This is a genomic window from Marinobacter adhaerens HP15, from assembly GCF_000166295.1.
GTDB lineage: Bacteria > Pseudomonadota > Gammaproteobacteria > Pseudomonadales > Oleiphilaceae > Marinobacter > Marinobacter adhaerens.
In genome coordinates, this window is record NC_017506.1 from 716,294 (window position 1) to 740,194 (window position 23,901).

The 23,901-nt window shown below is 58.5% G+C and carries 20 protein-coding genes; 15 read left to right on the forward strand and 5 right to left on the reverse strand.

Annotated features, from left to right (window positions below; all coding sequences use genetic code 11):
* Positions 1-12 precede the first annotated feature (12 nt).
* The 3 genes from ispE to HP15_RS03565 are packed head-to-tail and all read right to left on the reverse strand — an operon-like array spanning position 13 to position 3,250.
* The gene (gene ispE, locus HP15_RS03555) at positions 13-876 is read right to left on the reverse strand and encodes a 4-(cytidine 5'-diphospho)-2-C-methyl-D-erythritol kinase (protein ID WP_014576225.1); all 864 of its coding nucleotides are present in this window, start codon (positions 874-876) and stop codon (positions 13-15) included.
* The gene (lolB, locus tag HP15_RS03560) at positions 873-1,505 is read right to left on the reverse strand and encodes a lipoprotein insertase outer membrane protein LolB (protein ID WP_014576226.1); all 633 of its coding nucleotides are present in this window, start codon (positions 1,503-1,505) and stop codon (positions 873-875) included. The genes ispE and lolB overlap by 4 nt, the downstream gene beginning before the upstream one ends.
* Positions 1,502-3,250 carry a tetratricopeptide repeat protein gene (locus HP15_RS03565; RefSeq protein ID WP_041646126.1) on the reverse strand — a complete coding sequence of 583 codons (1,749 nt, stop codon included), beginning with the start codon at positions 3,248-3,250 and terminating at the stop codon, positions 1,502-1,504. Before HP15_RS03565 ends, lolB begins: the two co-directional genes overlap by 4 nt.
* A gap of 247 nt (positions 3,251-3,497) precedes the next feature.
* On the opposite strand from HP15_RS03565, the gene hemA reads away from it, so the two are divergent.
* Genes hemA through HP15_RS03585 form a run of 4 tightly spaced genes read left to right on the forward strand, consistent with a single transcriptional unit; the run spans position 3,498 to position 7,474 of the window.
* The gene (hemA, locus tag HP15_RS03570) at positions 3,498-4,787 is read left to right on the forward strand and encodes a glutamyl-tRNA reductase (RefSeq protein ID WP_008176344.1); all 1,290 of its coding nucleotides are present in this window, start codon (positions 3,498-3,500) and stop codon (positions 4,785-4,787) included.
* Complete coding sequence (gene prfA / locus HP15_RS03575; protein ID WP_008176342.1) at positions 4,784-5,872, forward strand: peptide chain release factor 1; 1,089 nt, start codon at positions 4,784-4,786, stop codon at positions 5,870-5,872. The genes hemA and prfA overlap by 4 nt, the downstream gene beginning before the upstream one ends.
* Positions 5,862-6,713: a peptide chain release factor N(5)-glutamine methyltransferase gene (gene prmC / locus HP15_RS03580; RefSeq protein WP_014576229.1), complete on the forward strand. Its 852-nt coding sequence runs from the start codon at positions 5,862-5,864 to the stop codon at positions 6,711-6,713. The genes prfA and prmC overlap by 11 nt, the downstream gene beginning before the upstream one ends.
* Positions 6,714-6,727: 14 nt before the next feature.
* Positions 6,728-7,474, forward strand: a complete 747-nt coding sequence (locus HP15_RS03585) for a molybdopterin-synthase adenylyltransferase MoeB (protein ID WP_041644995.1) — start codon at positions 6,728-6,730, stop codon at positions 7,472-7,474.
* A gap of 172 nt (positions 7,475-7,646) precedes the next feature.
* On the opposite strand, the gene phrB is transcribed toward HP15_RS03585, so the two are convergent.
* On the reverse strand, positions 7,647-9,050 hold the full coding sequence (gene phrB, locus HP15_RS03590) for a deoxyribodipyrimidine photo-lyase (RefSeq protein ID WP_014576231.1): 1,404 nt from the start codon (positions 9,048-9,050) through the stop codon (positions 7,647-7,649).
* A 165-nt stretch (positions 9,051-9,215) separates the two neighbouring features.
* On the opposite strand from phrB, the gene HP15_RS03595 reads away from it, so the two are divergent.
* The 11 genes from HP15_RS03595 to HP15_RS03645 all read left to right on the forward strand — a co-directional run bounded on the left by HP15_RS03595 (position 9,216) and on the right by HP15_RS03645 (position 22,435).
* Positions 9,216-10,025, forward strand: coding sequence for a hypothetical protein (locus tag HP15_RS03595; protein WP_014576232.1), 810 nt, complete (start codon positions 9,216-9,218; stop codon positions 10,023-10,025).
* Positions 10,026-10,076: 51 nt separating this feature from the next.
* Positions 10,077-10,937: a mechanosensitive ion channel family protein gene (locus HP15_RS03600; protein WP_014576233.1), complete on the forward strand. Its 861-nt coding sequence runs from the start codon at positions 10,077-10,079 to the stop codon at positions 10,935-10,937.
* Positions 10,918-11,415: an ATP-dependent zinc protease family protein gene (locus HP15_RS03605; protein ID WP_041644996.1), complete on the forward strand. Its 498-nt coding sequence runs from the start codon at positions 10,918-10,920 to the stop codon at positions 11,413-11,415. The genes HP15_RS03600 and HP15_RS03605 overlap by 20 nt, the downstream gene beginning before the upstream one ends.
* On the forward strand, positions 11,412-12,317 hold the full coding sequence (rimK, locus tag HP15_RS03610) for a 30S ribosomal protein S6--L-glutamate ligase (protein WP_008176329.1): 906 nt from the start codon (positions 11,412-11,414) through the stop codon (positions 12,315-12,317). Before HP15_RS03605 ends, rimK begins: the two co-directional genes overlap by 4 nt.
* A 3-nt stretch (positions 12,318-12,320) precedes the next feature.
* Entirely contained in the window at positions 12,321-13,385 is a 1,065-nt protein-coding gene (locus HP15_RS03615; protein ID WP_008176327.1) for a succinylglutamate desuccinylase/aspartoacylase family protein, read from the forward strand.
* Positions 13,386-13,399: 14 nt separating this feature from the next.
* A complete protein-coding gene (locus tag HP15_RS03620; RefSeq protein ID WP_008176325.1) occupies positions 13,400-13,825 on the forward strand; it encodes a secondary thiamine-phosphate synthase enzyme YjbQ in 426 nt (141 codons plus the stop codon).
* Positions 13,826-14,049: 224 nt separating this feature from the next.
* The gene (locus HP15_RS03625; RefSeq protein ID WP_008176323.1) at positions 14,050-15,027 is read left to right on the forward strand and encodes a TAXI family TRAP transporter solute-binding subunit; all 978 of its coding nucleotides are present in this window, start codon (positions 14,050-14,052) and stop codon (positions 15,025-15,027) included.
* Between the two features lie 90 nt (positions 15,028-15,117).
* Complete coding sequence (locus HP15_RS03630; RefSeq protein WP_014576235.1) at positions 15,118-17,307, forward strand: TRAP transporter permease; 2,190 nt, start codon at positions 15,118-15,120, stop codon at positions 17,305-17,307.
* A 116-nt stretch (positions 17,308-17,423) separates the two neighbouring features.
* Positions 17,424-19,238, forward strand: a complete 1,815-nt coding sequence (locus HP15_RS03635) for a sensor histidine kinase (RefSeq protein ID WP_014576236.1) — start codon at positions 17,424-17,426, stop codon at positions 19,236-19,238.
* The gene (locus tag HP15_RS03640) at positions 19,235-20,587 is read left to right on the forward strand and encodes a sigma-54-dependent transcriptional regulator (protein WP_014576237.1); all 1,353 of its coding nucleotides are present in this window, start codon (positions 19,235-19,237) and stop codon (positions 20,585-20,587) included. The genes HP15_RS03635 and HP15_RS03640 overlap by 4 nt, the downstream gene beginning before the upstream one ends.
* A 153-nt stretch (positions 20,588-20,740) precedes the next feature.
* Positions 20,741-22,435, forward strand: coding sequence for a methyl-accepting chemotaxis protein (locus HP15_RS03645; RefSeq protein ID WP_014576239.1), 1,695 nt, complete (start codon positions 20,741-20,743; stop codon positions 22,433-22,435).
* Positions 22,436-22,511: 76 nt separating this feature from the next.
* Here HP15_RS03645 and HP15_RS03650 read toward each other — a convergent pair whose 3' ends face one another.
* Entirely contained in the window at positions 22,512-23,897 is a 1,386-nt protein-coding gene (locus HP15_RS03650) for a PhoH family protein (RefSeq protein ID WP_041644998.1), read from the reverse strand.
* Between the last annotated feature and the right edge of the window lie 4 nt (positions 23,898-23,901).

The following is a 23,901-nucleotide window of genomic DNA, read 5'->3' on the forward strand; positions in this document are numbered from 1 at the left end:
GCTTTTTTGGCATCATTTCAGCTCTGTTAGCTTTTTGTGTAGAGGTGATTTGTTCACCCCTTTAGCTACGAACCCCGTGACGCCGGAGGGTTTGCTTTCCCAGATGATCCGGGCTGCGGATTCTGTCGGGAAACGTCCAAATATGCAAGCCCCGGTTCCGGTTAATCTTGCAGGTCCGAATTGTGAAAGCCATTCCAGGCTCTGGTTAACCTCAGGATACAGTTTTCGAACTACATCCTCACAGTCGTTTCGGTACCTCGAGGCGTCTCCCTCAAAAGCGGGCGCTATTTTGATTCTCGGGGTGTTCCTTGTCAACCCTTGCTCGGAAAAAATCTTGCCAGTGTTTATGTTGCAGCCGGGCTTGAGGACAACGAACCAGTCTTCCGGCGGATTTGCGTTGGTCAGTGTTTCACCAACTCCCTCACCAAAGGCGGCATGGCCCCGGACAAACACCGGCACATCGGCGCCCAGGCCGAGGCCTATTCCGGCAAGCTCATCGGTGCTCAAGTCGAGCTGCCAGAGATGGTTCAGGCCCAGCAGAGTGGTTGCAGCATTGGAGCTGCCGCCGCCCAGACCGCCGCCCATGGGCAGCCGTTTGGTGATGCCGATGGTGACCCCGGGCAAGTCGCCTTGAGCCCTCTCAAGGAGTGCTCTGGCGGCGCGAATGATGAGGTTGTCCTCGTCGTCGACACCGGGAACAGGCTCCGCGAGCCTCACCCCCGGCTCGCCGGGTGTCAGGGTGAAGCTCAGCTCGTCGCCGTAGTCCAGGAACTGGAACAAGGTCTGAAGCTCGTGATAGCCGTCTTCCCTGCGGCCGACAATGTGCAGGAACAGGTTCAGCTTGGCCGGTGAGGGCAGTATCAGGTCGGGTGTCACTCGGGCTGCTCCTGCCAGTCGCTGACCACCAGGCGCACCCGCTTGTCGTCCTTGAGGGCGGTAATCCGGGCGGGCAGCGCAGGGTAAGCGGAGAGGAAGGCCTGCCAGCGGTCGTAGCGGATTTCCCAGCCGTTCTGGCGGATTATGGCCAGGGTGCCCTGATTATCAAACAGCAGGCGATAGTCGCTGGCGGGGGATGGCAGGCCCCGAATCCACCAGGTCAGATTCTCCAGTGGCAGCTGCCAGCCCGTGGCCGCCTCGACCAGCGCTTCCGGTTCGCTCGAGCGGTAGGTTTCGCCGTTCGGCAGGGTTAACTCGATAAACCCGGGAACCCCTTTGAGTGTCGTGCTGCCCATACCGAGGAAAGATGAGGAGAGGGCAAGATCGTAGGCTTCGCCATCCTGAATCCAGTGATTGATGATGGCGGTTCCGCTGTCGGATGGCTGGCGTACGGCCAGCTTCCCGGACAGCTTCCAGTGGTCGAGTTTGTCGAGACTGACTGCGCGAGTGGTCCAGTCAGCCGGAGGCTGGTCTGTCATGCCCTCCGGCAATGGATCGATCTGGATCGTGGTACAGGCGCCGAGGGTGGCAAGCATCGTCAGTGCGGCCAGAATTCGCGCCAGTCTCATTCGGTGTCACCACCATTGGTCAGCCGATCGATGGTTTCTCTGAGCACTTCGTGATTGCTGTCCTGTTCGAGGCCTTCCTGCCAGATGATTCTGGCCTGTTCTTCGGCTCCGTTCATCCATAGCGCCTCACCATAGTGAGCGGCAACTTCCGGATCGGGGAAGGCGGCCCAGGCACGGGAGAGGTACTCTAGCGCCGGCTCGAGCTGGCCTTCGAGGAACAGGACCCAGCCCATGCTATCGAGAATGGCCGGATTGTTCGGGTCCAGCCGCAGCGCTTTCTCGATATAGCCGCGGGCTTCTCTGAGTCTGTCTGTCCGAGTGGTCAGGATGTAGCCCAGGGCATTCAGGGCAACGGCGTTTTCCGGTTCCTGTTCGATAATCCGCTTCAGGTCGGCTTCGGCGTCGGCAGGCTGTCCGATGCCATCGTAGAGCATGGCCCGGGCGTACCGGATCTCGATATTGTCCGGATGTTCTTCCAGGGCTTCCGTGGCGGTGCTCAGGGCCTGCTGTTGTTGTTCCTGATCCAGCAGCAGGTTCACCTCCAGCAGCCAGAAGTTCTCTGCCTGGCGGGGATTGGCTTCGCGCAGCCTGCGAATGCGGTCAATGGCGTCCTCAAGCTGTCCATTCTCGGCCAGCAGAGAGCTGGCGCGGGCCAGGGCCGGGAAGTAGTAATTGCCCTGTTCCACGCTCTGGTAATAGCCAATGGCCTGCTCGATATTGCTTGCCTGGTCTTCAATGCGGCCCAGGTAGTAGTTGGCTTCGCTGGTATGGTGGCCCTGTTCGGCCAGTTGTGTCAGTTCTTGCCGGGCCAGGTCGGTCTGCCCATTTTCAAGAGCGACCAGTGCATGAGAGAGTCGCAGGCCCGGCGTGTCCGGGTACCGCTTTACGAGGCGATTGAATTCATCCTGGGCAGCCTGTAATTCACCTTCATTTATAAGCATGCGGCCGTAAAGGGTGCCCATTTGTCGGTTGCCCGGAAAGCGGCGGGTGTTGGTCAGCAGGTAATCCAGGGCGCTGCTTTTCTGACCGGTCTGGTAGAGCAGGTCGCCCTTGAGAATGATGGCCGGCTGGAAGTTTGCGTTTTCCTGCAGCAGTGGTTCGAGTCTGTCCAGGGCTTGCTGTGGCTGTCCGGTTACTTTCAACAGGAGCGCAATGCTGTATTCCAGTTCCGGGGTGTCGGGGTGGCGGTCCGACATCTCATTATAAAGGGCAAGCAATTCCTGCTGTTGCTCTGGCGGCAGATTGGCCGCAATAGCGGCAAGGCTGTCGAAGTCAGCATCGCCGCCCTGATCCATGATCCGTTCCATGTGATGGATGGCAGTCTGGAGGTCGTTTCCCTTTACGGCCTGGATGGCAGAAATCCTGTGGGCCTGGAGATTATCCGGGTCGATGTCCAGCCACAGCTCGGCGAGCTGTTTCTGGGCGTTATCGCCGTTCAGGGATTGGGCGATTCGCATCGCCCGCTCAATCACCACCTGGTCTCGGGACTGTTTGGCAGCCTTCAGATAGTTAACCAGGGTAATGTCGTAGCGTCCGCGCTGGGCTGCAATTTCGGCAGACAGAAGCAAATAGAGGGTTTCGGGCTCAAAATCGGCGTATTCAACCGGCGGTTGTGGTTCTGTCTTTTCTCCGGCGGCGACGGTTTCGCTCTTGGCAGGCGCTTCCTCTGTGCCGGTGAGGCTGGCACAGCCTGCCAGCGTGAGGCCAAGCAGGCAGGTAAACAGAAATGGTACGGATTTGTGCATGCAACTTCCCATGATCTGTCGAAAACGCATCTGAAATAACCACGCTCCAGCCCCGGAATTGAGGTAGATCGGGTCGCGGCCTCAGCCGAATCCCTATAATGGCATAAGCACCTGATCTTGCCCAACCTGTCCGCACTTGCCGAAGCTGCGGTGGTTTTGGGTGGCAGCTCAGGCCGCTGGCCGTTAAAATGTCCAGTAATTGCGCGTCTCTAAACCGCTCATCGGCAAAAGGTTGTACAACCACGAAATGGCACTGGTAACGCTGGGAATCAATCATCGCACGGCCCCCGTAGAGCTACGGGAGCGAGTGGCGTTTACGCCCGAGCGTATGGCGGAGGCGTTCGCCGAGCTGCGTGCGACGTCAGGCGCCACCGAGGCGGCGATACTGTCGACCTGTAACCGGACCGAGCTGTACCTGGCCGGCGATGATGACTGCGCCCCCATGGTGCTTCGCTGGATGGCCGGCTTCCATGGAATGGACGCCGCGGAACTGGAAGAAGCGCTGTACGTGCACCGCGATGGCGATGCCGTCAGGCACATGATGCGAGTGGCCGCCGGCCTGGACTCCATGGTGCTTGGCGAGCCACAGATCCTCGGGCAATTGAAGGATGCCTATTCGCTGGCCAGGGAACACGGCGCCAGCGGCTCGTTCCTGTCCCGATTGTTTGAACATACCTTCTCGGTCGCCAAACGAGTGCGGACGCAGACTGCCATCGGTGAAAATCCCGTTTCTGTTGCCTATGCCGCGGTGAGCATGGCGCACCACATATTTGCCGACATGTCCCGCAACAAGGCCCTGTTGATCGGTGCCGGCAAAACCATCGAACTGGTGGCCCGGCACCTTGCGGATGCCGGCGTGAAAGACTTCCTGGTGGCCAACCGTACCCTTGAGCGGGCACAGGCACTGGCAGAATCCCGTGGTGGCAAGGGCATTGTGCTGTCCGAGATCCCGGAACATCTGGCCGATGTCGACATTATTATTTCTTCAACGGCAAGCCCATTGCCGATCCTTGGTAAAGGTGCCGTTGAGCGAGCCCTCAAGAAACGCAAACACCGCCCCTATTTCATGGTGGATATTGCCGTGCCCCGGGATATCGAGCCGGAGGTGGCCTCGCTGGACGACGTGTATCTCTACACGGTGGACGACCTGCGTCAGGTTATCGAAGAAAATATCCGCTCTCGTGAGGGTGCGGCCCGGGAGGCCGAGAATCTGGTGGCGTCCGGGGTTCAGGATTTTCTGAACCAGCTAAGGGCGCTGGATGCGGTGTCCACGCTCAAGCAGTTCCGTCAGCGTGCCGAAGTGCTGCGCGATGCGGAGACCGAAAAAGCCCTGCGCGCCCTGCGCAATGGCACAGATCCTGAAACCGTGCTACGCAGTATGGCACGCGGCCTCACCAACAAACTCCTGCACGAGCCCTCTGTGCAGGTTCGCAAGGCCACCACAGAAGGTCGCACCGAGGTGACAGAGTGGCTGCGTGAGTTGCACCAGCTGGATGCACTGGACGCGGACACGACGACAACCCCGGAAAAACTATGAAGCCATCGATCCAATCCCGCCTCGAGCAGCTTTCTGACCGCTTCGAGGAAGTCAGTGCATTGCTTAGTGATTCCTCCATTATCTCCCAGCAGGACAAGTTCCGGGACCTTTCCCGGGAGTTCGCCGAGATTGAGCCCATTGTTCATTGTTTCCAGGCCTGGCAGCACTCCCTGGATGACATCGAGGCTGCGCGCGAGCTGGCGAAAGATGGCGACGCCGATATGCGGGAAATGGCCGAGGAAGAGCTGCAACTTGCCGAGCAGAAGAGCGAGGAGCTCGATGAAGAGCTCCAGCGCCTGATGCTGCCGAAAGACCCGAACGACGGCAAGAACGTATTCCTGGAGATTCGCGCCGGCACCGGTGGTGACGAAGCTGCCATTTTTGCCGGCGACCTGTTCCGGATGTATCTGCGCTATGCCGAGCGCCGGCGCTGGCAAGTGGAGGTTCTGAGCGAGAGCGAAGGCGAGCACGGCGGCTTCAAGGAACTGATTGCGCGCGTGGCCGGTGACGGAGTGTATGGTGCCCTGAAATTCGAGTCTGGTGCCCACCGGGTGCAGCGTGTTCCGGAAACCGAATCCCAGGGCCGGATCCATACCTCCGCCTGCACCGTGGCGGTTATGCCCGAGGCCGATGAGGCCGAGGCCATCGAGCTCAACAAGGCGGATCTGCGGGTAGACACGTTTCGTGCGTCAGGTGCTGGCGGCCAGCACGTGAACAAGACCGATTCGGCGATCCGGATAACGCATTTGCCAACGGGCATCGTGGTGGAATGCCAGGAAGAGCGTTCCCAGCACAAGAACCGCGCCAAGGCGTTGAGCCTGCTGGCCTCTCGGCTTCAGAATGCCGAGACCGAGCGGCAGCAAAAGTCCATGGCCGAGACTCGCAAGAGCCTGGTGGGCAGTGGCGACCGGTCCGAACGGATCCGCACGTACAACTTTCCCCAGGGGCGGGTGACGGATCATCGGATCAACCTCACCCTTTACAAGCTCGACGAAGTCATTGCCGGTGACCTGGACGCCGTCGTCGTGCCTCTGCAGCAGGAGCACCAGGCCGAGCTGCTCGCCTCTCTCGCCGATGACCAGTAAACCTTCACTGACCTGCGAAGCCCTTCTGAAGGAGGCATCCAGCCGAATTGAAAGTGATTCGCCGAGGCTGGATGCCGAGCTGCTGCTGAGCCACATTACGGGGCTCAGCCGGACCAGTTTCCGGGCCTGGCCGGAACGTGAGGTGACCGACACTCACGCCGAGGCCTTTGAGAGGCTGGTGCAGGATCGGGTGGCCGGCAGGCCTGTGGCACATTTGTTGGGGCATCAGGAATTCTGGTCACTACCGCTGAAAGTCAGTGCCTCCACCCTGATTCCAAGACCGGATACTGAATGCCTGGTGGAAGTTGCTCTTGCTTTGCCGCTACCACGGCAAGCCAGTGTGCTGGATCTGGGAACAGGGACGGGTGCCATTGCCCTGGCTCTCGCCAGTGAGCACGGGGGCTGGCGAATATCTGCCTGTGATGCCGTGCCCGAGGCAGTGGCGCTGGCCCGTGAAAACGCCGTTGCCCTTGGCCTGAACCTTTCCGTGGTCCAGAGCTCCTGGTTTTCGGGGCTGGAGCCAGAGAGGTTTGATCTGATTGTCTCCAATCCACCCTATATCCCCGATAGCGACCGCCATCTTGAGGAAGGGGACGTTCGATTCGAACCTGCCTCGGCCCTGGTATCCGGGAGCGATGGCCTGGATGATCTGCGGCTGATTATCAGCCAGGCGCCGGACTGGCTGTTTGAAGGCGGCTGGCTTCTGGTTGAGCATGGTTTCGACCAGGCAGAGGCCGTGGCACAGTTGTTTCACGCTCGCGGGTTTAAAGCCGTTGAGACCCGGCAGGATTATGGCAACCGGGATCGGATGACACTTGGACAATGGTCTTCGGGTGCCTAACAGTGGAGATGCAGATGCTCAGTGACGACGAATTATTGCGCTACAGCCGGCAGATCCTGATGCCCCGGTTCGATATTGCCGGCCAGGAAAAGCTGCAGTCGGCCAGGGTTCTGGTGATCGGTGCTGGCGGATTGGGGTGTCCTGTGGCTCTGTATCTGGGCGCCGCAGGTGTCGGGACCCTGACCCTGGTGGATGACGATAATATCGAGCTCGCCAACCTTCAGCGCCAGATCGGTTTCGAAACCTCGCTGCTGGGTGAATCCAAAGCGGAAAGCCTTGCCGATCGGATTCGTCGGATCAACCCGCTGGTGTCTGTTATCGCCCTGAATCAGCGCCTCGAAGGTGAGGCTCTGACGCGGACGGTCACTGAGGCAACCCTGGTGGTGGATTGCACGGATAACTTCAACACCCGGTTTGCGCTGAATCGTGCCTGTGTGGCGTCGAAAGTTCCGCTGGTGTCCGGTGCGGCCATTCGGGGCGAGGGGCAGGTTTCGGTTTACGACAGCCGGCGGGAGGACAGCCCCTGCTACCACTGTCTGTATCCGGAGCAGGGCAATGAGGATCTGACCTGTTCCGAGGCGGGCGTGATTGCGCCTCTGGTCGGGATGATCGGGGCGACTCAGGCCATGGAGGCCATCAAGGTGATTTCCGGGGTTGGCTCTCCTCTGGTGGGGAGGTTGCTGATTCTGGATGCCTGGGAGATGCAGTGGCGGGAGATGAAGCTGGCCAGAGATCCTTCCTGTCCGGTTTGTTCCAGTTGACTTCACGCCTCGGGCAGCGGGGCTGCAGACAATCTTTCCAAAACACGCTCCTTGCGGCACGTCCATGTGACGCTTGGGCTCCGCCATCCATGGCTCCGCACAGTTTTGGAAAGACTGTCTCCAGCCCCTCGTCATACTGTCGAGTCAGCCCGCTCTCCGACTCCGGTTCAGTTTAATTCTTCAATTCCTGGAATTTTGCGATCGCTTCTTTCCTGCTTTCTTTAAGATCAACGATCTGCCTCGGATACCCCTTTGGAATAACACCACCCTTTGCACCCGGATCGTGAATCCGTTTGCTATCCAGTTTCGCTAGCTCCGGTACCCATTCCCGAATGAAATCCCCATCGGGATCGAATCGCTCGCTCTGGGTAACCGGGTTGAACACGCGGAAGTAGGGGGCGGCGTCGGTGCCGGTGGAGGCGCTCCATTGCCAGCCGCCGTTGTTGGAGGCCAGGAAGCCGTCGATCAGTTTTGACATGAAGTAGGCTTCGCCCAGGCGCCAGTCGATGAACAGATTTTTGGTGAGGTACATGGCGGTGATCATGCGCAGGCGGTTGTGCATCCAGCCGGTCTGGTTGAGTTGGCGCATGGCGGCGTCGACGATGGGGACGCCGGTGTTGCCGGTTTTCCAGGCTTCGAACCTGTCGCCCGGGTTATTCCACTCAAGAGTTTCGGTTTCCGGTTTGAAGGCGCGGTGCATGCTCACTCTGGGGAAGTGGTACAGGATGTTGATGTAGAAATCCCGCCAGGCGATTTCGGTGATCCAGGTTCCCAGGCCTTCCTGGTTGCCGCCGGCGCCCTGCGCCTGTCGGCCGGCTATCAGGCATTGCCGGCCAGAGAGAACACCGTTGGCGAGGTAAGGGGATATCTGGCTGGTGCCATCAATGGCGGGGAAGTCACGCTTTTCCTTGTACGCACCGCCGCGTTTTTCGAGGAAGCGCTCGAGCTGGTCGTGGGCGGCATCTTCACCGGTTGCAACGAGGGGCTCGGGTGCGTCTCGAAAGGCTTCGGGTATGGCGTCAATCTGTTCCGGGCTTACGGCGTTACCCCTGGCTTTGGGCGTTGGGAAAAGACCCGGATGGGTTTCTTCTATCCAGCTGCGCCAGCGTCTCGAAAACGGTGTGAACACGGAGTAGGGGTCATTCTGTTGGGTGAGGATCTCGCCTACTGGTGCAACTGTCTGGTCGCGGTATTTGCGAACGGCAATGCCGAGTTGATCAAAGCGGTGTTTCAATGCCTTGTCGCGCTTGCGCTCGTTAACGCCGTACTCCTCGTTGAAGTGCAGCGCTGTCACCCCGTGCTCTTCGCAGTGGCTCTCGAGTTTGCCAAGGCTGTCGTCGAAGCGTTTTGCCTGAATAAAGGACAGCGGTATACCCAGTTTGGCCAGCTCTTCGGCCAGGGCGTTGGCGTGGGCGACGACGAATTGCACCCGGGCCGGCGACCAATCGTGTTCCTGCCATTGGTCCGGGGTGAGAATAAAACAGGCTCGCACCTCTTCGCTGCTTTCGCAGGCGGCTGTGAGGGCGGGGTTGTCGGCAACCCGGAGATCGTTTCGGAACCAGACCAGTTGTGTCATCCGTAATCCATAGTTGTCTGAGGGATTGATGTAAGTGTAATTACAGCCCGGTGTATCAATAAAATCACCAACTTGGATATTCGCCCGGGCTGGCTGATTGGATTATAGTTAGGACACTTTTACAGCAATTCAGCCGGCCGATCCTCAAGGAGTTCTGTGGCAGGAATGGAGAACAACAGCGAAGGTCGCCGTGACGGCGTTTGGGCCCAGCCTTATTCACTGGCTTCCGGCCAGACCCAGTATCATCAACTGGGTCATATTCGTTTGTGGGTGACTCTGTTGGACCAGGAATGGCAGATTCGTTCAGAAACGCTGGAACTGGATACGGATCCGGCTAGCTGGACAGAAAATATCGGCCACACCCTGCCTTCGGCTTCTGTGCCGCTGCAGCGTTTCATTCGGGAAAACCAGTCGTCGACCGTGACATTCCTGCCGGCACTCGCAAACATGCCTACCGTGATTCGTCCTTTCCAGCCCCTGACGATTCCCGCCGGCGGCCGCTGCACAATCTACGTGGGCACGCTGGTCTGGATGAAGGTCTGTGCCGGCGACAAGCAAACCGTGTTGACGGAAATTCCCCTGGCGTCGCCTTCGATGACCTGGGTGGGCAGAAATACCATGGAGGGCGAGCTTTGTTATACCTCTCATAGTTTTGCCCGTCTTGTGCTTGAGGCGGTGCCGAAACGCCCCTGGCGAGCCGTCACGCCGGTGACGCTGATCAACCGGCGGGATGAGCCCCTGCTGCTTGAGCGCTTCAGTCTGCCCACGCCGTTGCTGTCATTGCACCAGAACGATCGGGGCCAGCTCTGGACGCCGGGGGTAACCGTTGAAGTTGAGACCGACATGAATTCGGCGAGTCTGCATGTGGAACAGTCGTTGCTGGCCGCAGCGGGCACCTGCCGGCCGGTGGCGGATGCTCGTGAAAAAATGGCCCGCGGCCGGCTTGTCCGGGCGTTTGACCGGATGTTTGGCTGAAACGGATCTGATGGAGTCGACGCTTTGCTGGAAACAATGCAAACAGGCGTAATGCAGTTTTTTACCGATATTGCCTGGGGGCAGTGGATCAGTTCCGCCTTTCTTGTTGTGTTGGGGCTGTTCCTCGGGTCTCTGGCGGCCCGCAGTGTCGGCCGTTTCATGGCGCAGCGCACCTCCCGCCATCATACCGTCATGGTTCGGCGGCTGGTGTTTTACGTCATCGTGGTGCTGTTTTTTGTGGCGGCCCTGCGGGAGGCCGGGTTCTCTCTGGATGTGGTGCTCGGCGCCGCCGGTATCCTCACCGTTGCCATTGGTTTTGCTTCTCAGACCTCGGCGTCGAACATGATCAGCGGCCTGTTTCTACTGGTGGAAAAACCCTTTGAAATCGGTGACTTCATTGAGGTAGACGCGACCATCGGGGAAGTCGTCGGTATTGATATGCTGAGCGTGAAGTTACGCACGCCGGACAACCTGTACGTGCGGATCCCCAATGAAACCCTGATCAAGACAAGGGTGGTCAACCGTTCCCGGTTTCCGATACGCCGGCTCGACCTGACGGTGGGGATTGCCTACGCTGAAGATGTAGAGCGGGTGGAAAGTCTGCTTCTGACTCTGGCAGAAAAGAATCCGGTCTGTCTCGAAGAACCCAAGCCCTTCACTTTGGTGACAGCGTTTGGTCCATCCTCGGTCGATCTGCAGTTCTCTTACTGGGTGCCGAAGGAAAAGGTGCTTGAAGGGAGAAGCGGCATGATGGTCGCGATCAAGAAAACCCTGGATCGGGAAGGCATTGAAATTCCGTTCCCCCACACCAGCGTTTATGCGGGTAGCCATTCAGAGCCGTTCCGTGTTCAGCTGTTGGGGCCGGAAAAAATCACTGAAAAGGATCTCCCGGATGTCGACAAAGACAGCTGACGTTATCAAAACCATCCCACCGACCCCCGCCGAGAGTAAGATGAGTCTTGGCTGGCGGGAATGGGTGGCGCTGCCGGACCTGGATATCAGCCGTATCAAGGCGAAAATCGATACCGGAGCCAGAACTTCCTGTCTCCACACGTTCCGCACTGAACCCTACACGGAAAACGGTGAACGGCGCGTGCGCTTCTGGGTTCATCCGGTACAGAACGATCTTCACCAGGTGGTGGAGTGTGACGCCAGGGTGCTGGATGAGCGGAACGTGTCTGATTCCGGCGGCCACAAGGAAATGCGCCTGGTCATCGAGACCACGCTGCTGATTGGCGGCCAGAAATGGCCCATTGAAATGACATTGACCAACCGAGATTCTATGCGGTTCCGGATGTTGCTGGGCCGTACCGCTATGTCAGGGCGCTCAGTGATCTATCCCGAAGCTTCCTATCTTGCCGGCAAGCCGGCCTTAAGGACTGAAAAATGAAAATAGCGGTACTGTCACGAAACCGTCACCTCTACTCGACCCGCCGTCTGGTGGAGGAGGGCATTAATCGTGGCCACGAAGTGAAGGTGATTGACTGCCTTCACTGTTCGATGAATATCACCTCGGCCAATCCACAGATCCACTACCACGAGGAGGTCCTTGAGGATTTCGATGTGGTGATTCCGCGGATCGGTGCATCGGTGACGTTTTACGGAACGGCGGTATTGCGCCAGTTCGAGATGATGGGTGTGTTTCCGGTGAATGAATCCGTGGCTATCAGCCGTTCCCGGGATAAGCTCCGCTCGCTGCAACTGTTGGCCCGCAAGGGTGTAGGAATGCCGATTACCGGTTTCGCGAACAAGCCGGACAACGTTCCGGAGTTGCTTCAGATGGTTGGCGGGGCACCGGTGGTGATCAAGCTGCTGCAGGGTACCCAGGGCATCGGCGTGGTGCTGGCAGAAACCCGCAAGGCCGCGGAGAGTGTGATTGAAGCCTTCATGGGCCTGAAAGCGGATATTCTCGTGCAGGAATTCATCAAGGAAGCCGGCGGTGCCGATATCCGTTGCTTTGTGATTGGCGACAAGGTGATCGCGGCCATGAAGCGTCAGGGTGCCGAAGGCGAATTCCGTTCGAACCTGCACCGGGGCGGCACTGCCTCCCTCATACGCATCACCCCCCAAGAGCGCAGCACTGCCATCAAGGCCGCCAAAGCCATGGGCCTGAACGTTGCCGGTGTTGACCTGCTCCGCTCCAGCAGGGGGCCACTGGTAATGGAGGTGAACTCGTCGCCTGGCCTTGAGGGCATCGAGAACGCCACGGGCAAGAACGTTGCCGGCATGATCATTAACTGGACCGAAAAGAATCAGAAGCCCTGGAAGACCCGGACCAAGGGGAGAGGCTAAAGCATGGCTCGTGCCCCCTATGAAATTGCCGGGACCCAGGTAAAGGCCGGAACCCGGCAAACCGTGGAAGTTCCGGTCGCCAAGCTTTACACCCATACGCCGCTGCACATTCCCGTTGAGGTTGTGCACGGCCGGCGAAGTGGTCCGGTATTGATGGTGTGTGGTGCCATTCACGGTGATGAGATCAACGGTGTTGAGATCGTTCGTCGGGTGCTCACCAATTCGGCGTTGAGGCACCTTCGGGGCACGTTGGTTGCGGTGCCTATCGTGAACATTTTCGGGTTCGTGCAGCGCACCCGATACCTGCCTGACCGGCGGGATCTGAACCGCTGTTTTCCCGGCAGTGAAAGTGGCTCCCTGGGCGGACGTATTGCCTACCTGCTGCGCACCCAGATTATGGAGCGGGTGACCCACATTATTGATTTGCACACGGGTGCAGTTCATCGATTCAATCTGCCGCAAATTCGTGCCGAGCTGAAAAATCCGGAAACCGTGCGCATGGCCGAGGCCTTTGGTGCCCCGATCATAATCAATTCGGGGCTCCGAGAGGGAAGCCTCCGGGCCTACGCTGATTCACAGGACATTCCGGTGATCACCTTCGAAGGCGGAGAAGCTCTGCGATTTGATGACGTGGTGATCGGCAGCGGTGTGAAAGGGGTTATCCGGGTGATGCGTGAACTCGAAATGATCCCGGCGAAGAAGGGGCCCAAGGCACCGAGAAAACGGTCTGAAACCGCGGCCAATTCCCAATGGGTGCGGGCGGATATCGATGGGATCATGAGGCCTGTCGCCCGGCTGGGCCAGAAGGTTCGCAAAGGCCAGAGGCTGGCCATGGTGGCGGATCCCTTCGGCGAATCGGAAACCGCGGTGGTGTCACCCTGCTCAGGTATCGTGATCTGCGTGAATAACCTGCCACTGGTGAACGAGGGTGAGGCAATCTACCACGTCGCCCGATTTGACGAGCTCAGCGAGGCGGAAAAAGCGATGGATTATTTCCGCAGCAGCTACGAGGGCGATGTCGGCGACGATGTGGTTCCCGTGCACCCCTGGGATGACCGGCAGAAATAATCGAGAGGGCTGTCATGATCTGGGATCAGTCGTTTATCGAGTTGGCTCCGCTGCCGCGGGGTTTTCATCTGGTCACCAATGAAATCCTTGCCCAGGCGCCGGACCTGACCAACTGCGAAGTCGGCTTGCTGCACCTGTTCATCCAGCATACCTCCGCTTCGCTGGCGGTGAACGAGAACGCCGATCCGGATGTGCGGGGCGACCTGGAACGCCATTTCAACGTCATGGTGCCGGAGAATGCGCCGCACTATGAGCACGTTATGGAAGGGCCCGACGACATGCCGGCTCATATCAAAAGCATCCTGATCGGCCCCTCGCTGACCCTCCCGGTCAGCCATGGTCGCCTGGCACTTGGAACCTGGCAGGGACTTTATCTCTGTGAGCACCGGGATCGAGCCGGTAGTCGTCGTATTGTGGCGACTCTTCAGGGTCGCTGGTAGCCAGAACCCGAAACGCCCTACGTGTCGGGATTCACCCATCTGCTCTTTCAGATGGGTGGATATCCACCCATTTTCCAGCGCCTGACCTTGCTCTGATTCTAGTAAGGCCCTGTTTTTCCGAATTAATCGAGATCTGGTCTGCTCCTTGCTGATTGGGTTACCCACCGGAGCTGTTAGAGCTTCGTTGAGCACCCAACAAACAAAATGAATCGGGAGCATTCCTTATGAAAACCCAAGCCGTAATGGCGGTGGCCTTTGCCTCCACCTTCGCAGTCGCAACCCCCGCAACAGCCCAGGATCGTTCGGACTGGCCGAGCAACTTCACCGTTGGTACCGCCAGTCAGGGTGGAACCTATTTTGCCTACGGTTCCGGTTGGGCGAACTTTGTGGCTGAAAACCTGGGCGTTTCCGGTGGTGCCGAGATCACCGGCGGACCGGTTCAGAATATGGCGCTGGTGCACACCGGCGACCTGAAGTTTGGCCTGACCACCATGGGCCCGGCTCGGGAATCCATGGACGGTAACAGCCCGCTTGCGCCGGGCATGAAGATGGACAACGTCTGCGCCATGTTCCCGATGTACGAAACACCGTTCTCGGTGACCGCGCTATCCAGCTCTGGCATTACTTCCATCGCCGATATCCCTGATGGCGCCACGATCGGTTTTGGTCCGGCGGGCTCCACCTCGGACACCTACTTTCCGCGCATGATGGAGACCCTGGGTGTGAACTTCGAACGCCGCAACGGCAGCTGGTCTGATCTGGGCGGTCAGCTTCAGGATGGACTGATTGATGTGGTTGCCTTCGCCGCCGGTATTCCCATTCCTGCGGTCAGCCAGCTGGAAGTGCAAACCGACGTGAACATCATCGGTATGAACGATGCCGAGGCCGAGACCATTATCAGCAACTTCCCGGTGTCCGAGTTCATCATTCCGGCGTCCACCTACCAGTCCCTGGATGCGCCTTCCCGCGTGGTATCTATGTGGAACTTCGCGATGGTCAACTGTGATGTATCTGAAAGCTTCGTGTATGAAATCACCAAGCTGACCATGGAGAACAACGACAAGATGGTCTCCATTCACAAGGCGGCCCGTAACTCGGTACCCGAGAACTACACAAAGAACAACGTCCTGCCCTGGCACCCGGGCGCTGCGCGTTGGTTCAACGAGAATGGTTACCCGATCGAAGACAGCCAGATCAAGTAACAGTGCTCGAGCAGGAGGCTGCCCTGCAGCCTCCTGCAATGTATGGCCAGCCGAGTTCTGGCTCCGATTTGCCTGCAAGCAGGGTGTGTCATGACTACCGAACAAGATTCCAAAGACCTTCCGGACATTGAAGTGGGCGAAGACCATGTACTCGCGCACAACGTGGACGAGGAACCGGTCGAAGCCAACCGCCGGCTTTTCGAAGGCGGCCTGCTGAAATTCGTCGCGCTGCTGGCGATAGCCTATTCAGCCTTTCACCTGTATTCCCTGAACATAGCGCCCCTGGAAACCTGGTCGTTCCGGATTGTGCACATTGCCGGTGCCCTGGTGCTGGGTTTCGTTCTGTTTGCCGGCGCCCGGTTTGTGTCATCGGAAGAGGGCGGCGCACGCCACCGGTGGACAACCTGGATCAGTGCCGGTGCCATGCTGCCGGCTCTCTATGTGTTGTATCAGACATTTTCGTTCTGGCAGATGGTTCAGAACGGCGCCATGCGGATTCCGGTCGAACTGGAGGTGTGGCACTTTGGCTGGCCGCTGCTGGCGGCGACCGGTGTTGGCATTGTCATGAGCTGGTTTCATCAGCGCGAGCGATCGGTATTCAGTGTGCCCGACCTGGTGTTGATCGTCTGCTCGCTGGCCGTGGCCGCCTATTTCCTGGTGGTTTATAACACGTCCATGCGGATGTCGACCGGCACCTCCTTTGCGCCGGTGGGTATCTCGTTTGCAGCCATTGCCGGCACGGCCCTGATCATGGAACTTACCCGGCGCGTGGCGGGGATGGCACTGGTGATCATCGGTCTGGTGTTTCTGGCCTATGTTTTCGCAGGACCCTACCTGCCAGGTTTCCTCGGTTACCCGGGGCTTTCGGTTCAGCGTTTCTTCAGTCAGGTGTATACCGATGCCGGAATCCTTGGGCCGACCACGGCGGTGTCTTCGACATACATCATTCTGTTCATCATTTTTGCCGCCTTCCTGCAGTCCTCGAAGGTGGGTGACTACTTCGTGAACTTTGCCTTTGCGGCGGCCGGCCGTTCCCGGGGTGGCCCGGCCAAGGTATCGATCTTTGCATCGGGCCTGATGGGTATGATCAACGGCACCAGTGCCGGCAACGTGGTATCCACCGGCTCCCTGACGATTCCATTGATGAAGAAGGTGGGCTACAGCAAGCAATCCGCAGGCGCTGTCGAGGCGGCCGCGTCCACCGGTGGTCAGATCATGCCGCCGATCATGGGCGCCGGCGCCTTTATCATGGCGGAGATTACCGGCATTCCCTACACCGAGATAGCCATCGCGGCGATCATTCCGGCGATCCTGTATTTTGCCTCGGTCTACTTCATGGTGGATTTTGAAGCCGCCAAGACCGGCATGCGCGGCATGCGTGAAGACGAGCTGCCAAAGCTTAGAACCATGATGAAGCAGTGCTATCTGTTCGTGCCGATCATAATCCTGATTGTCGCCTTGTTCATGGGCTATTCGGTGATCCGGGCCGGCACCCTGGCGACCGTTTCTGCCGCGGTCGTGAGCTGGCTGTCACCCAACAAGATGGGGCTGCGGCATATCCTTCAGGCACTGGAAATTGCTTCCTATATGGCGATCCAGATTATCGTGGTGTGCGCAGCGGCCGGGGTAATCGTGGGCGTGATTTCGCTGACGGGAGTGGGCGCGCGCTTCTCTGTGCTGTTGCTGGACGTTGCGGCCACGAGCCAGTTGCTGGCGCTGATCTTCGCCATGTTCATTTCCATTCTACTGGGTATGGGGATGCCGACCACGGCGGCCTATGCGGTAGCTGCCTCAGTGGTCGCGCCCGGCCTTGTCCAGTTGGGTATTGAACCGCTGACGGCGCACTTCTTCGTGTTCTACTTCGCTGTAGTTTCCGCGATCACACCGCCGGTTGCGCTGGCCTCCTATGCCGCTGCAGGCATATCGGGCGCCAATGCCATGGAAACCTCCGTGGCCTCGTTCCGGATTGGCATCGCAGCATTCATCGTGCCTTTCATGTTCTTCTACAACGGCGCGTTGTTGATGGAAGCCGGCTGGTTCGAGATCGCGAGGGCACTGGTAACCGCAACCTTTGGCGTTTACATGCTTTCTGGCGGCGTGCTCGGTTGGTTTGCGAGCATTTCCGCGTCCTGGATAACGCGACTCCTGCTGATTGCGGCCGCGTTGCTGATGATCGAGGGAGGGCTCTGGACGGATCTCACCGGTATTGCCCTGGCGGTCCTGGCGTTCGTCATCCAGAAGCAGCGTAAAACTCGCCTTGCCACAGCTGGCGCCCTGTAACGGGGGCTTGCTGGCTGCGTCAGAACAACCGTGCCATGGAAGCATCGCACGGTTGTTCTGTACCCGGCCTGGCTATACTCTAGCGGCTTTCCGCGGTTTTTCGGGAACCGGACCCTATGCCTTACCGTATTGGCGTTTTTCTCCTTTTTGTGGCGACCCTGGTGGCCGCCTGGCTGCTCGGTGGCTGGGTTGGATACCGGCAGGTGGAGCAGGAGAGCCTTGAGGAGTCCTTCCGGTATCGCCAGTTGGTGGCCAACGAACTGAACCGATATCTCCCGGTGCCCGAGCTGATGGCCGAGCATCCGTTACTGCAACGGGCGCTGGAGGCGCCTGACAATCCCTCTGCTATTCTCTCGGCCAATGAACAGATGCAGCGCATGGCCACTATCGTAGGCAGTTCGGATGTCTACCTGATGGATACTCGCGGCCTGACGATCGCAGCCAACAACTACCTGCAGCCAGACAGTTTTGTCGGGCGGAATTTCAATTTCCGGCCGTATTTCTATGAGGCGATGGAGTCGGGCGATTCGGCGATCTATTTCGCCCTCGGCCTGATGTCTGGCGTTCGGGGTCTGTATTTCTCGCATCCGGTTCGGGACGAGGGCGGCCAGATTATCGGGGTGGTCGCCGTGAAGGTTCTGGTTCACGAACTGGAATCCCAATGGGATCGCCCTACTGGCTTGCGAGAGGCGGAGATGGTCGTGCTTGATCATAATGGCATCAGTTTTCTCGCGAGCAGGCAGGACTGGCTTTACCGCAATTTCTCGGGGATGGCCGATGCCGTGCCCGACGAGTATTCCCGCCGGCGTTATCCAGACCGTGATTTGACGCCAATGGCACTGAAAACGTTGGGAACCCCATGGGGGCTTCTCGAGCAGTCAGCAACGGTCCGTATTCAGGACAGTGGCAAACCCCGGGAATATCTGAGCGTAAGCACGCCTCTGCCGAGGATGGACTGGACGCTTCAAGTCATGGTGAGCACTCGCTCGGTCGTCTGGACCCGGTTGGGTTTTGCGGTCGGTGGGGCAGCGCTGTTCTTTGGTGGCCTGTTGACCTGGCTGTACCTGCGCGAACGCTACCGGCGCGAGGCTGAACTGGCTCTTCGGGGCGAGCAGCTGGAGCGAAGCGTGGCCGAGCGAACCGCAGACCTGGAGAACTCCAATCGCAAACTGGTGGAGGAGATCCGGGAGCGAGAACGCACCCAAACCGAGCTGCGGGAAACACAGCAGGAGCTGATCCAGGCTGCAAAACTGGCGGTGCTGGGTCAGATGTCCGCGGGCCTCAACCATGAAATGAACCAGCCTCTGACGGCCATTCAGACCTATGCCCGAAACAGCCGCCGCTTCCTTGAGAAAGGTGCCGGGGAGATGGTGGATGCTAACCTGTCAGAAATCATCCTGCTGTGTGACAAGATGGCGGAGCTGACCCGGCAGTTCAAGGTGTTTGCGCGCAAATCCGAAGGCCCGCCAGCGGTGGTGGATCTCCGGCAACCGATTGACGCATCCCTGAAAATTATCGTTGCCCAGCAATCGAGTTCGGAAATCGATATCCAGTGGCACCGTCCAGACTCGCCGGTGATGTGCCATGGCGACCTGATACGGATAGAGCAGGTTATGGTTAACCTGATGGCGAATGCGGTTCAGGCGGTAGAGGGTGGTGCACGGCCGGAAATCCGGATTGATATAGAAGAAACCGAGCAGTGCTGGAAATGCCTGGTGCGCGATAATGGGCCCGGATTGCAGGGCGACACCGAACAGATTTTCGAGCCCTTTTTTACCACCAAATCGGTCAAGCAGGGACTGGGTCTTGGACTTTCCATATCGCGCCAGATTGTGGATGCACTGGGTGGCAGCCTGACCGGTCGTAACCGCCGGGATGGGCCGGGCGCAGAATTCGTCGTAACCCTCAAGAAGCGGGAGGCCATGGAATGACAGAACCCTCGGTAATCTTTGTGGACGACGATCCACACATCCGCCAGGCCATTGCCCAGACACTGACCCTGGAGGAGTTGCCGGTCAGCTGCTTCGAAGATGCGCCATCGGCGCTGGGGCATATCAACGCCGACTACGACGGCGTGGTTCTCTGCGACTACAACATGCCGGAGATGAACGGCCTGGAGATGCTGGACCGGCTTCGAGCTATCGATGACACCATTCCCGTGATCATTCTTACCGGGCAGGGCGACATAAGCACGGCGGTAACAGCCATGCAGCAGGGCGCTTACGACTTTATCGAGAAGCCGTTTGATCATGATGAACTGATAGAGCTGCTCCGCCATGCCCTGGAAAAACGGCATCTCGCCCTCGAGAACCGGCGACTGAAAGCACAGCTGCGCCACCTGGCCAGACCCGGTCCCCGGATGTTGGGGGATTCGCCGTTGATGCAAAAGGTCATGGCGACCATTGATCCCATCCTCGACATCTCGGCTAATATTCTTCTGCACGGGGAAACAGGGTCCGGGAAGGATGCGCTGGCCCGATACATTCATGAGAACAGTGGACGCAGCGCCCACAACTTCGTGGCAATCAACTGCGGGGCGGTGCCCGAGAACCTGATTGAAAGCGAGTTGTTTGGCCATGAGGCCGGGGCGTTCACCGGGGCTGAAAAGCGCCGGATCGGCAAGATCGAACACGCCCACAAGGGCACCCTGTTCCTGGATGAGGTTGAAAGTATGCCCATGCCCTTGCAGGTGAAACTCCTGCGGGTGCTGGAAGAACAACGGGTCGAGCGTCTGGGCAGCAATAAGGTTCAGGAGGTGGATGTCCGGATCATCGCCGCCACCAAGGCGGATCTGAAAAAACTCAGTGACGACGGCGAATTCCGGCCCGATCTCTATTACCGGCTGAATGTGGTCAAAGTTGACATCCCGCCGTTGAGAGAGCGGAAAGAGGACATCCCTCTGCTGTTCCATCATTTCGTGCTGATTGCCGCGGCCCGTTACGATCGGGAGAGCATACCGCTTGATGCTGGTCAGGCAGCCCGGCTGATGCAACATTCATGGCCCGGCAACGTTCGCGAACTTCGGAACCTGGCTGAACGTTATGTCCTGCTGGGGCCGGCAGCGCTGGATGAGAACGAACCTGCGGATACGGCCAATGTGGCGGGTCGACAGACGCTCGCCGAAATGATGGACGGTTTCGAGCGTTCTGCCATTATCAGCGCCCTGAATGCCAGCCATGGCAGCATCAAGGACACCATGGTCCAGCTCGGTATTGCCCGGAAAACCCTGTACGACAAGATGCGCAAGCATGGGTTGGACAAAGCCCAGTTCAAGGATTGATGAGCAACAAAAATTTACCGGCATGGTTACAGGCTGGAAACAAACTACGCAGTATCATCAATGATATTGCCCCCGGTTTTTGCGTAGTCTTTGCGACTTTTTCCATGCCGGATCGCCCGGCGAATTGATCACTTAACCAAAAGACTACCAGTCATGAAAAACCTGACCATCCAGACACGGGTACTGTTGCTGGCCCTGGTGCCGGTGATTGTGCTCACGGCATTCCTGACCAGTTACAACCTTAACCAGGCCAGTGCTATTGGCGAAGAGGCCGTTGCCGGTTTCTCCTCCGATATGGAAGAGAGTAAACGCCAGGAACTGCAGAATTATCTGGCCGTTGCAAAGTCTTCCATCGAGCATCTCTATAATCAGCCTGGGTCCGCAGACGATCCGGAGGTGCGCGAGAAAGCGTGGGAGATCCTGCGACAGCTGCGTTTTAACGATTCGGGAAGCACCGGTTATTTTTTTGCGTATGACACCCGGGGTGTCAATGTGATGCACGGCGTCAACCAGTCTCTGGAAGGCAAAAATCTCTGGGACTTCCAGGATCCCAACGGAACCTTCCTGATTCGTGAGCTGGTAAAGGCGGCGCGCAATGGCGGCGGTTATGTGCCTTATGGTTGGAAAAACAGCGAAACCGGACAAGTAGCGCCCAAGCTGGGCTATGCGGAAATGCTGCCCAAGTGGGGTGTGATGATCGGCACCGGCTTCTGGATTGACGGCCTCGAGGCTCAGGTAGCGGCGATGGAAAGCCAGGTGGGGACTTCACTCGAGGACGCCGTGATAGGCTCAGTCAGCACCTCACTTGTCGCATTGGCGCTGATCGTCCTGCTTGCCCTGATCGTGGTCCGCAGCATCATTCGGCCCCTGAAATCGGCCGTGTCGGCAATGAACGACATCGCCAGCGGCGATGGCGACCTGACCCGTCGTCTTGACGTTTCCGGCAAGGATGAGCTTGGACAGTTGGCGACTGCCTTTAACAGTTTCGCCGACCAGGTGCACGGACTGGTTGAACGCGTGCTGTCGTCTACCCGCACGCTGAACGAGGCCACGGCTGACCTGAACCAGGTCATGACTGAAGCCGAGCAGGGCGTCGAGCGACAGAAATCCGAGAGTGATCAGGTGGCAACGGCGATGAACGAAATGACCGCAGCTGCCCAAGAGGTTGCGAGCAACGCGAGTGAAGCCTCCACGGCCGCCGATCATGCCAATGGACAGGTTTGCGATGCCCAGGGCCTGGTACATCAGGCTACCGAAGTTATTGGCGGGCTCTCCGAGCAGGTGGGAGAGGGCGTTCGGGTTATCGAGCAGCTTGGCACTGACTCTCGCCGGATTGATAGCGTACTGGAGGTCATTCGCGAAATTGCTGATCAGACCAACCTATTGGCCCTCAACGCTGCGATCGAAGCGGCACGGGCCGGCGAGGCCGGTCGGGGTTTTGCCGTGGTGGCTGACGAAGTTCGAACGCTGGCTCGCCGGACCCAGCAGAGCACCCAGGAAATCCAGGATATGATTGAGCGGCTTCAGTCTGGGGCAGGGAATGCGGTCAAGGTAATTGCTTCCATCAGTGAGCGCAGCGAAGCGACCGTGGAAGAAACCCGGCAGGTCAACGATGCGCTGCAGCGCATTGGTCAGGCTGTGGCAACGATCACGGACATGAATACACAGATTGCCAGCGCAGCCGAAGAGCAGACCAGCGTTTCCGAGACCATTAATCAGAACGTGCATGAGATCGTCGCGATTACCGAACAGACGGCGCAGGGAACCCGTCGGGCCGGAAATGCGACACAACGGCTGAAGAACCTGGCTTCCGAGATGTCAGAGCAGGTCAGTCGGTATCGGGTGTAGGCACTACTGATTAAGTGCGAAAGGGGCAGAGCTCGGGTTCTGCCCCTTTTTTTCGTTCTTTAAACGCTCGCCAATGTCAGAGATTGGCTTCGGCAAATTCTGCCAGTAGCGACCGGGGAACACCCTGCAGGTGGATGTGAGCGCCATGTCGAAAGCGCTTGAATCGTTCGGTCATGTAGGTGAGGCCCGAGCTCAGGGCACTCAGGTAGGGGGTATCGATCTGCGCAAGGTTGCCGAGGCAGATCACCTTTGACCCGTTGCCGGCCCGGGTAATGATGGTCTTGATCTGATGGGGCGTCAGGTTCTGTGATTCATCGATAATGATCAGGCTGTGCTGGAAGCTGCGGCCCCGGATGTAATTCATGGATTTGAAGTGCAGGGGCACCTTGCTGAGGATGTAGTCAACGCTGGCGGTCATGTTCTCGTCGTCCTCGTGGAGCGCTTCCAGGTTGTCGACGATGGCGCCCAGCCAGGGCTCCATTTTCTCGGCTTCAGTGCCGGGCAGGAACCCGATGTCCTCGTCGAGGCCCTGGGTGGAGCGGGTGGCAATAATGCGCTTGTAGAGCTTGCTGGCCACGGTCATCTCGATACACGCAGCCAGCGCCAGGATGGTTTTGCCCGAGCCGGCGGAGCCGGTGAGGTTGACCAGGTGGATGTCCGGGTCCAGGAGCAGGTTCAGCGCCATGGCCTGATAGATGTCCCGGGGAACCAGGCCCCAGACTTCCTCGTTCATCAGGTCGTGTTGGTGCAGGTCCTTGATGATCAACTGGTCGTCGGAGAGGTCCACCACCTTACCGACGAAGCCCATTTGATCGATGACGAATTCATTGATGTTCAGCTTCGCCAGCTCGCCTTCCCGCTTGAGGATATGTTCGGTTGAACCCTCCCGCTGAACAGTCTCCACTTTCTCAATGGTGTCCCAGAAGGAGTTGGGGAATTCCCGGTAGCCCTTGGGCAGAAGATCAATGTCATCGAGCAACTGGTCGTTGTGGTAGTCCTGAGCTTCGACGCCGAAGCCCCTTGCCTTGAGGCGCATGTTAATGTCTTTCGACACCAGGATAATATCCCGGGACTTGTGGCGGTTCTGGAGAGCAGCCAGGGTGTTGATGATCTTGTTGTCGTTCAGATGCTCTGGCAGCGAATGGTTGCCACTGTCACCGGTGCTCATCAGGATCGAAAGAGTGCCCAGGGGTTCGGCCTTCTTGCCCCGCACGATGGGAACACCTTTCTCGATCACCTTCGGGCTGGCATCGCCCAGCAACTTATCGATGTTGCGGATGGCCTGACGGCAGTCAGCGGCCACGGCTTGCTTGCCGGATTTGAGGCTGTCGAGTTCTTCGAGGACCGTCATCGGGATGATGACATCGTGTTCTTCAAAGTTGAGGAGGGCGTTCGGGTCGTGGATCAGGACGTTGGTGTCGAGGACGTACATCTTTCGGCGAGCTTGCGGTGCTCTGGGCATAAGT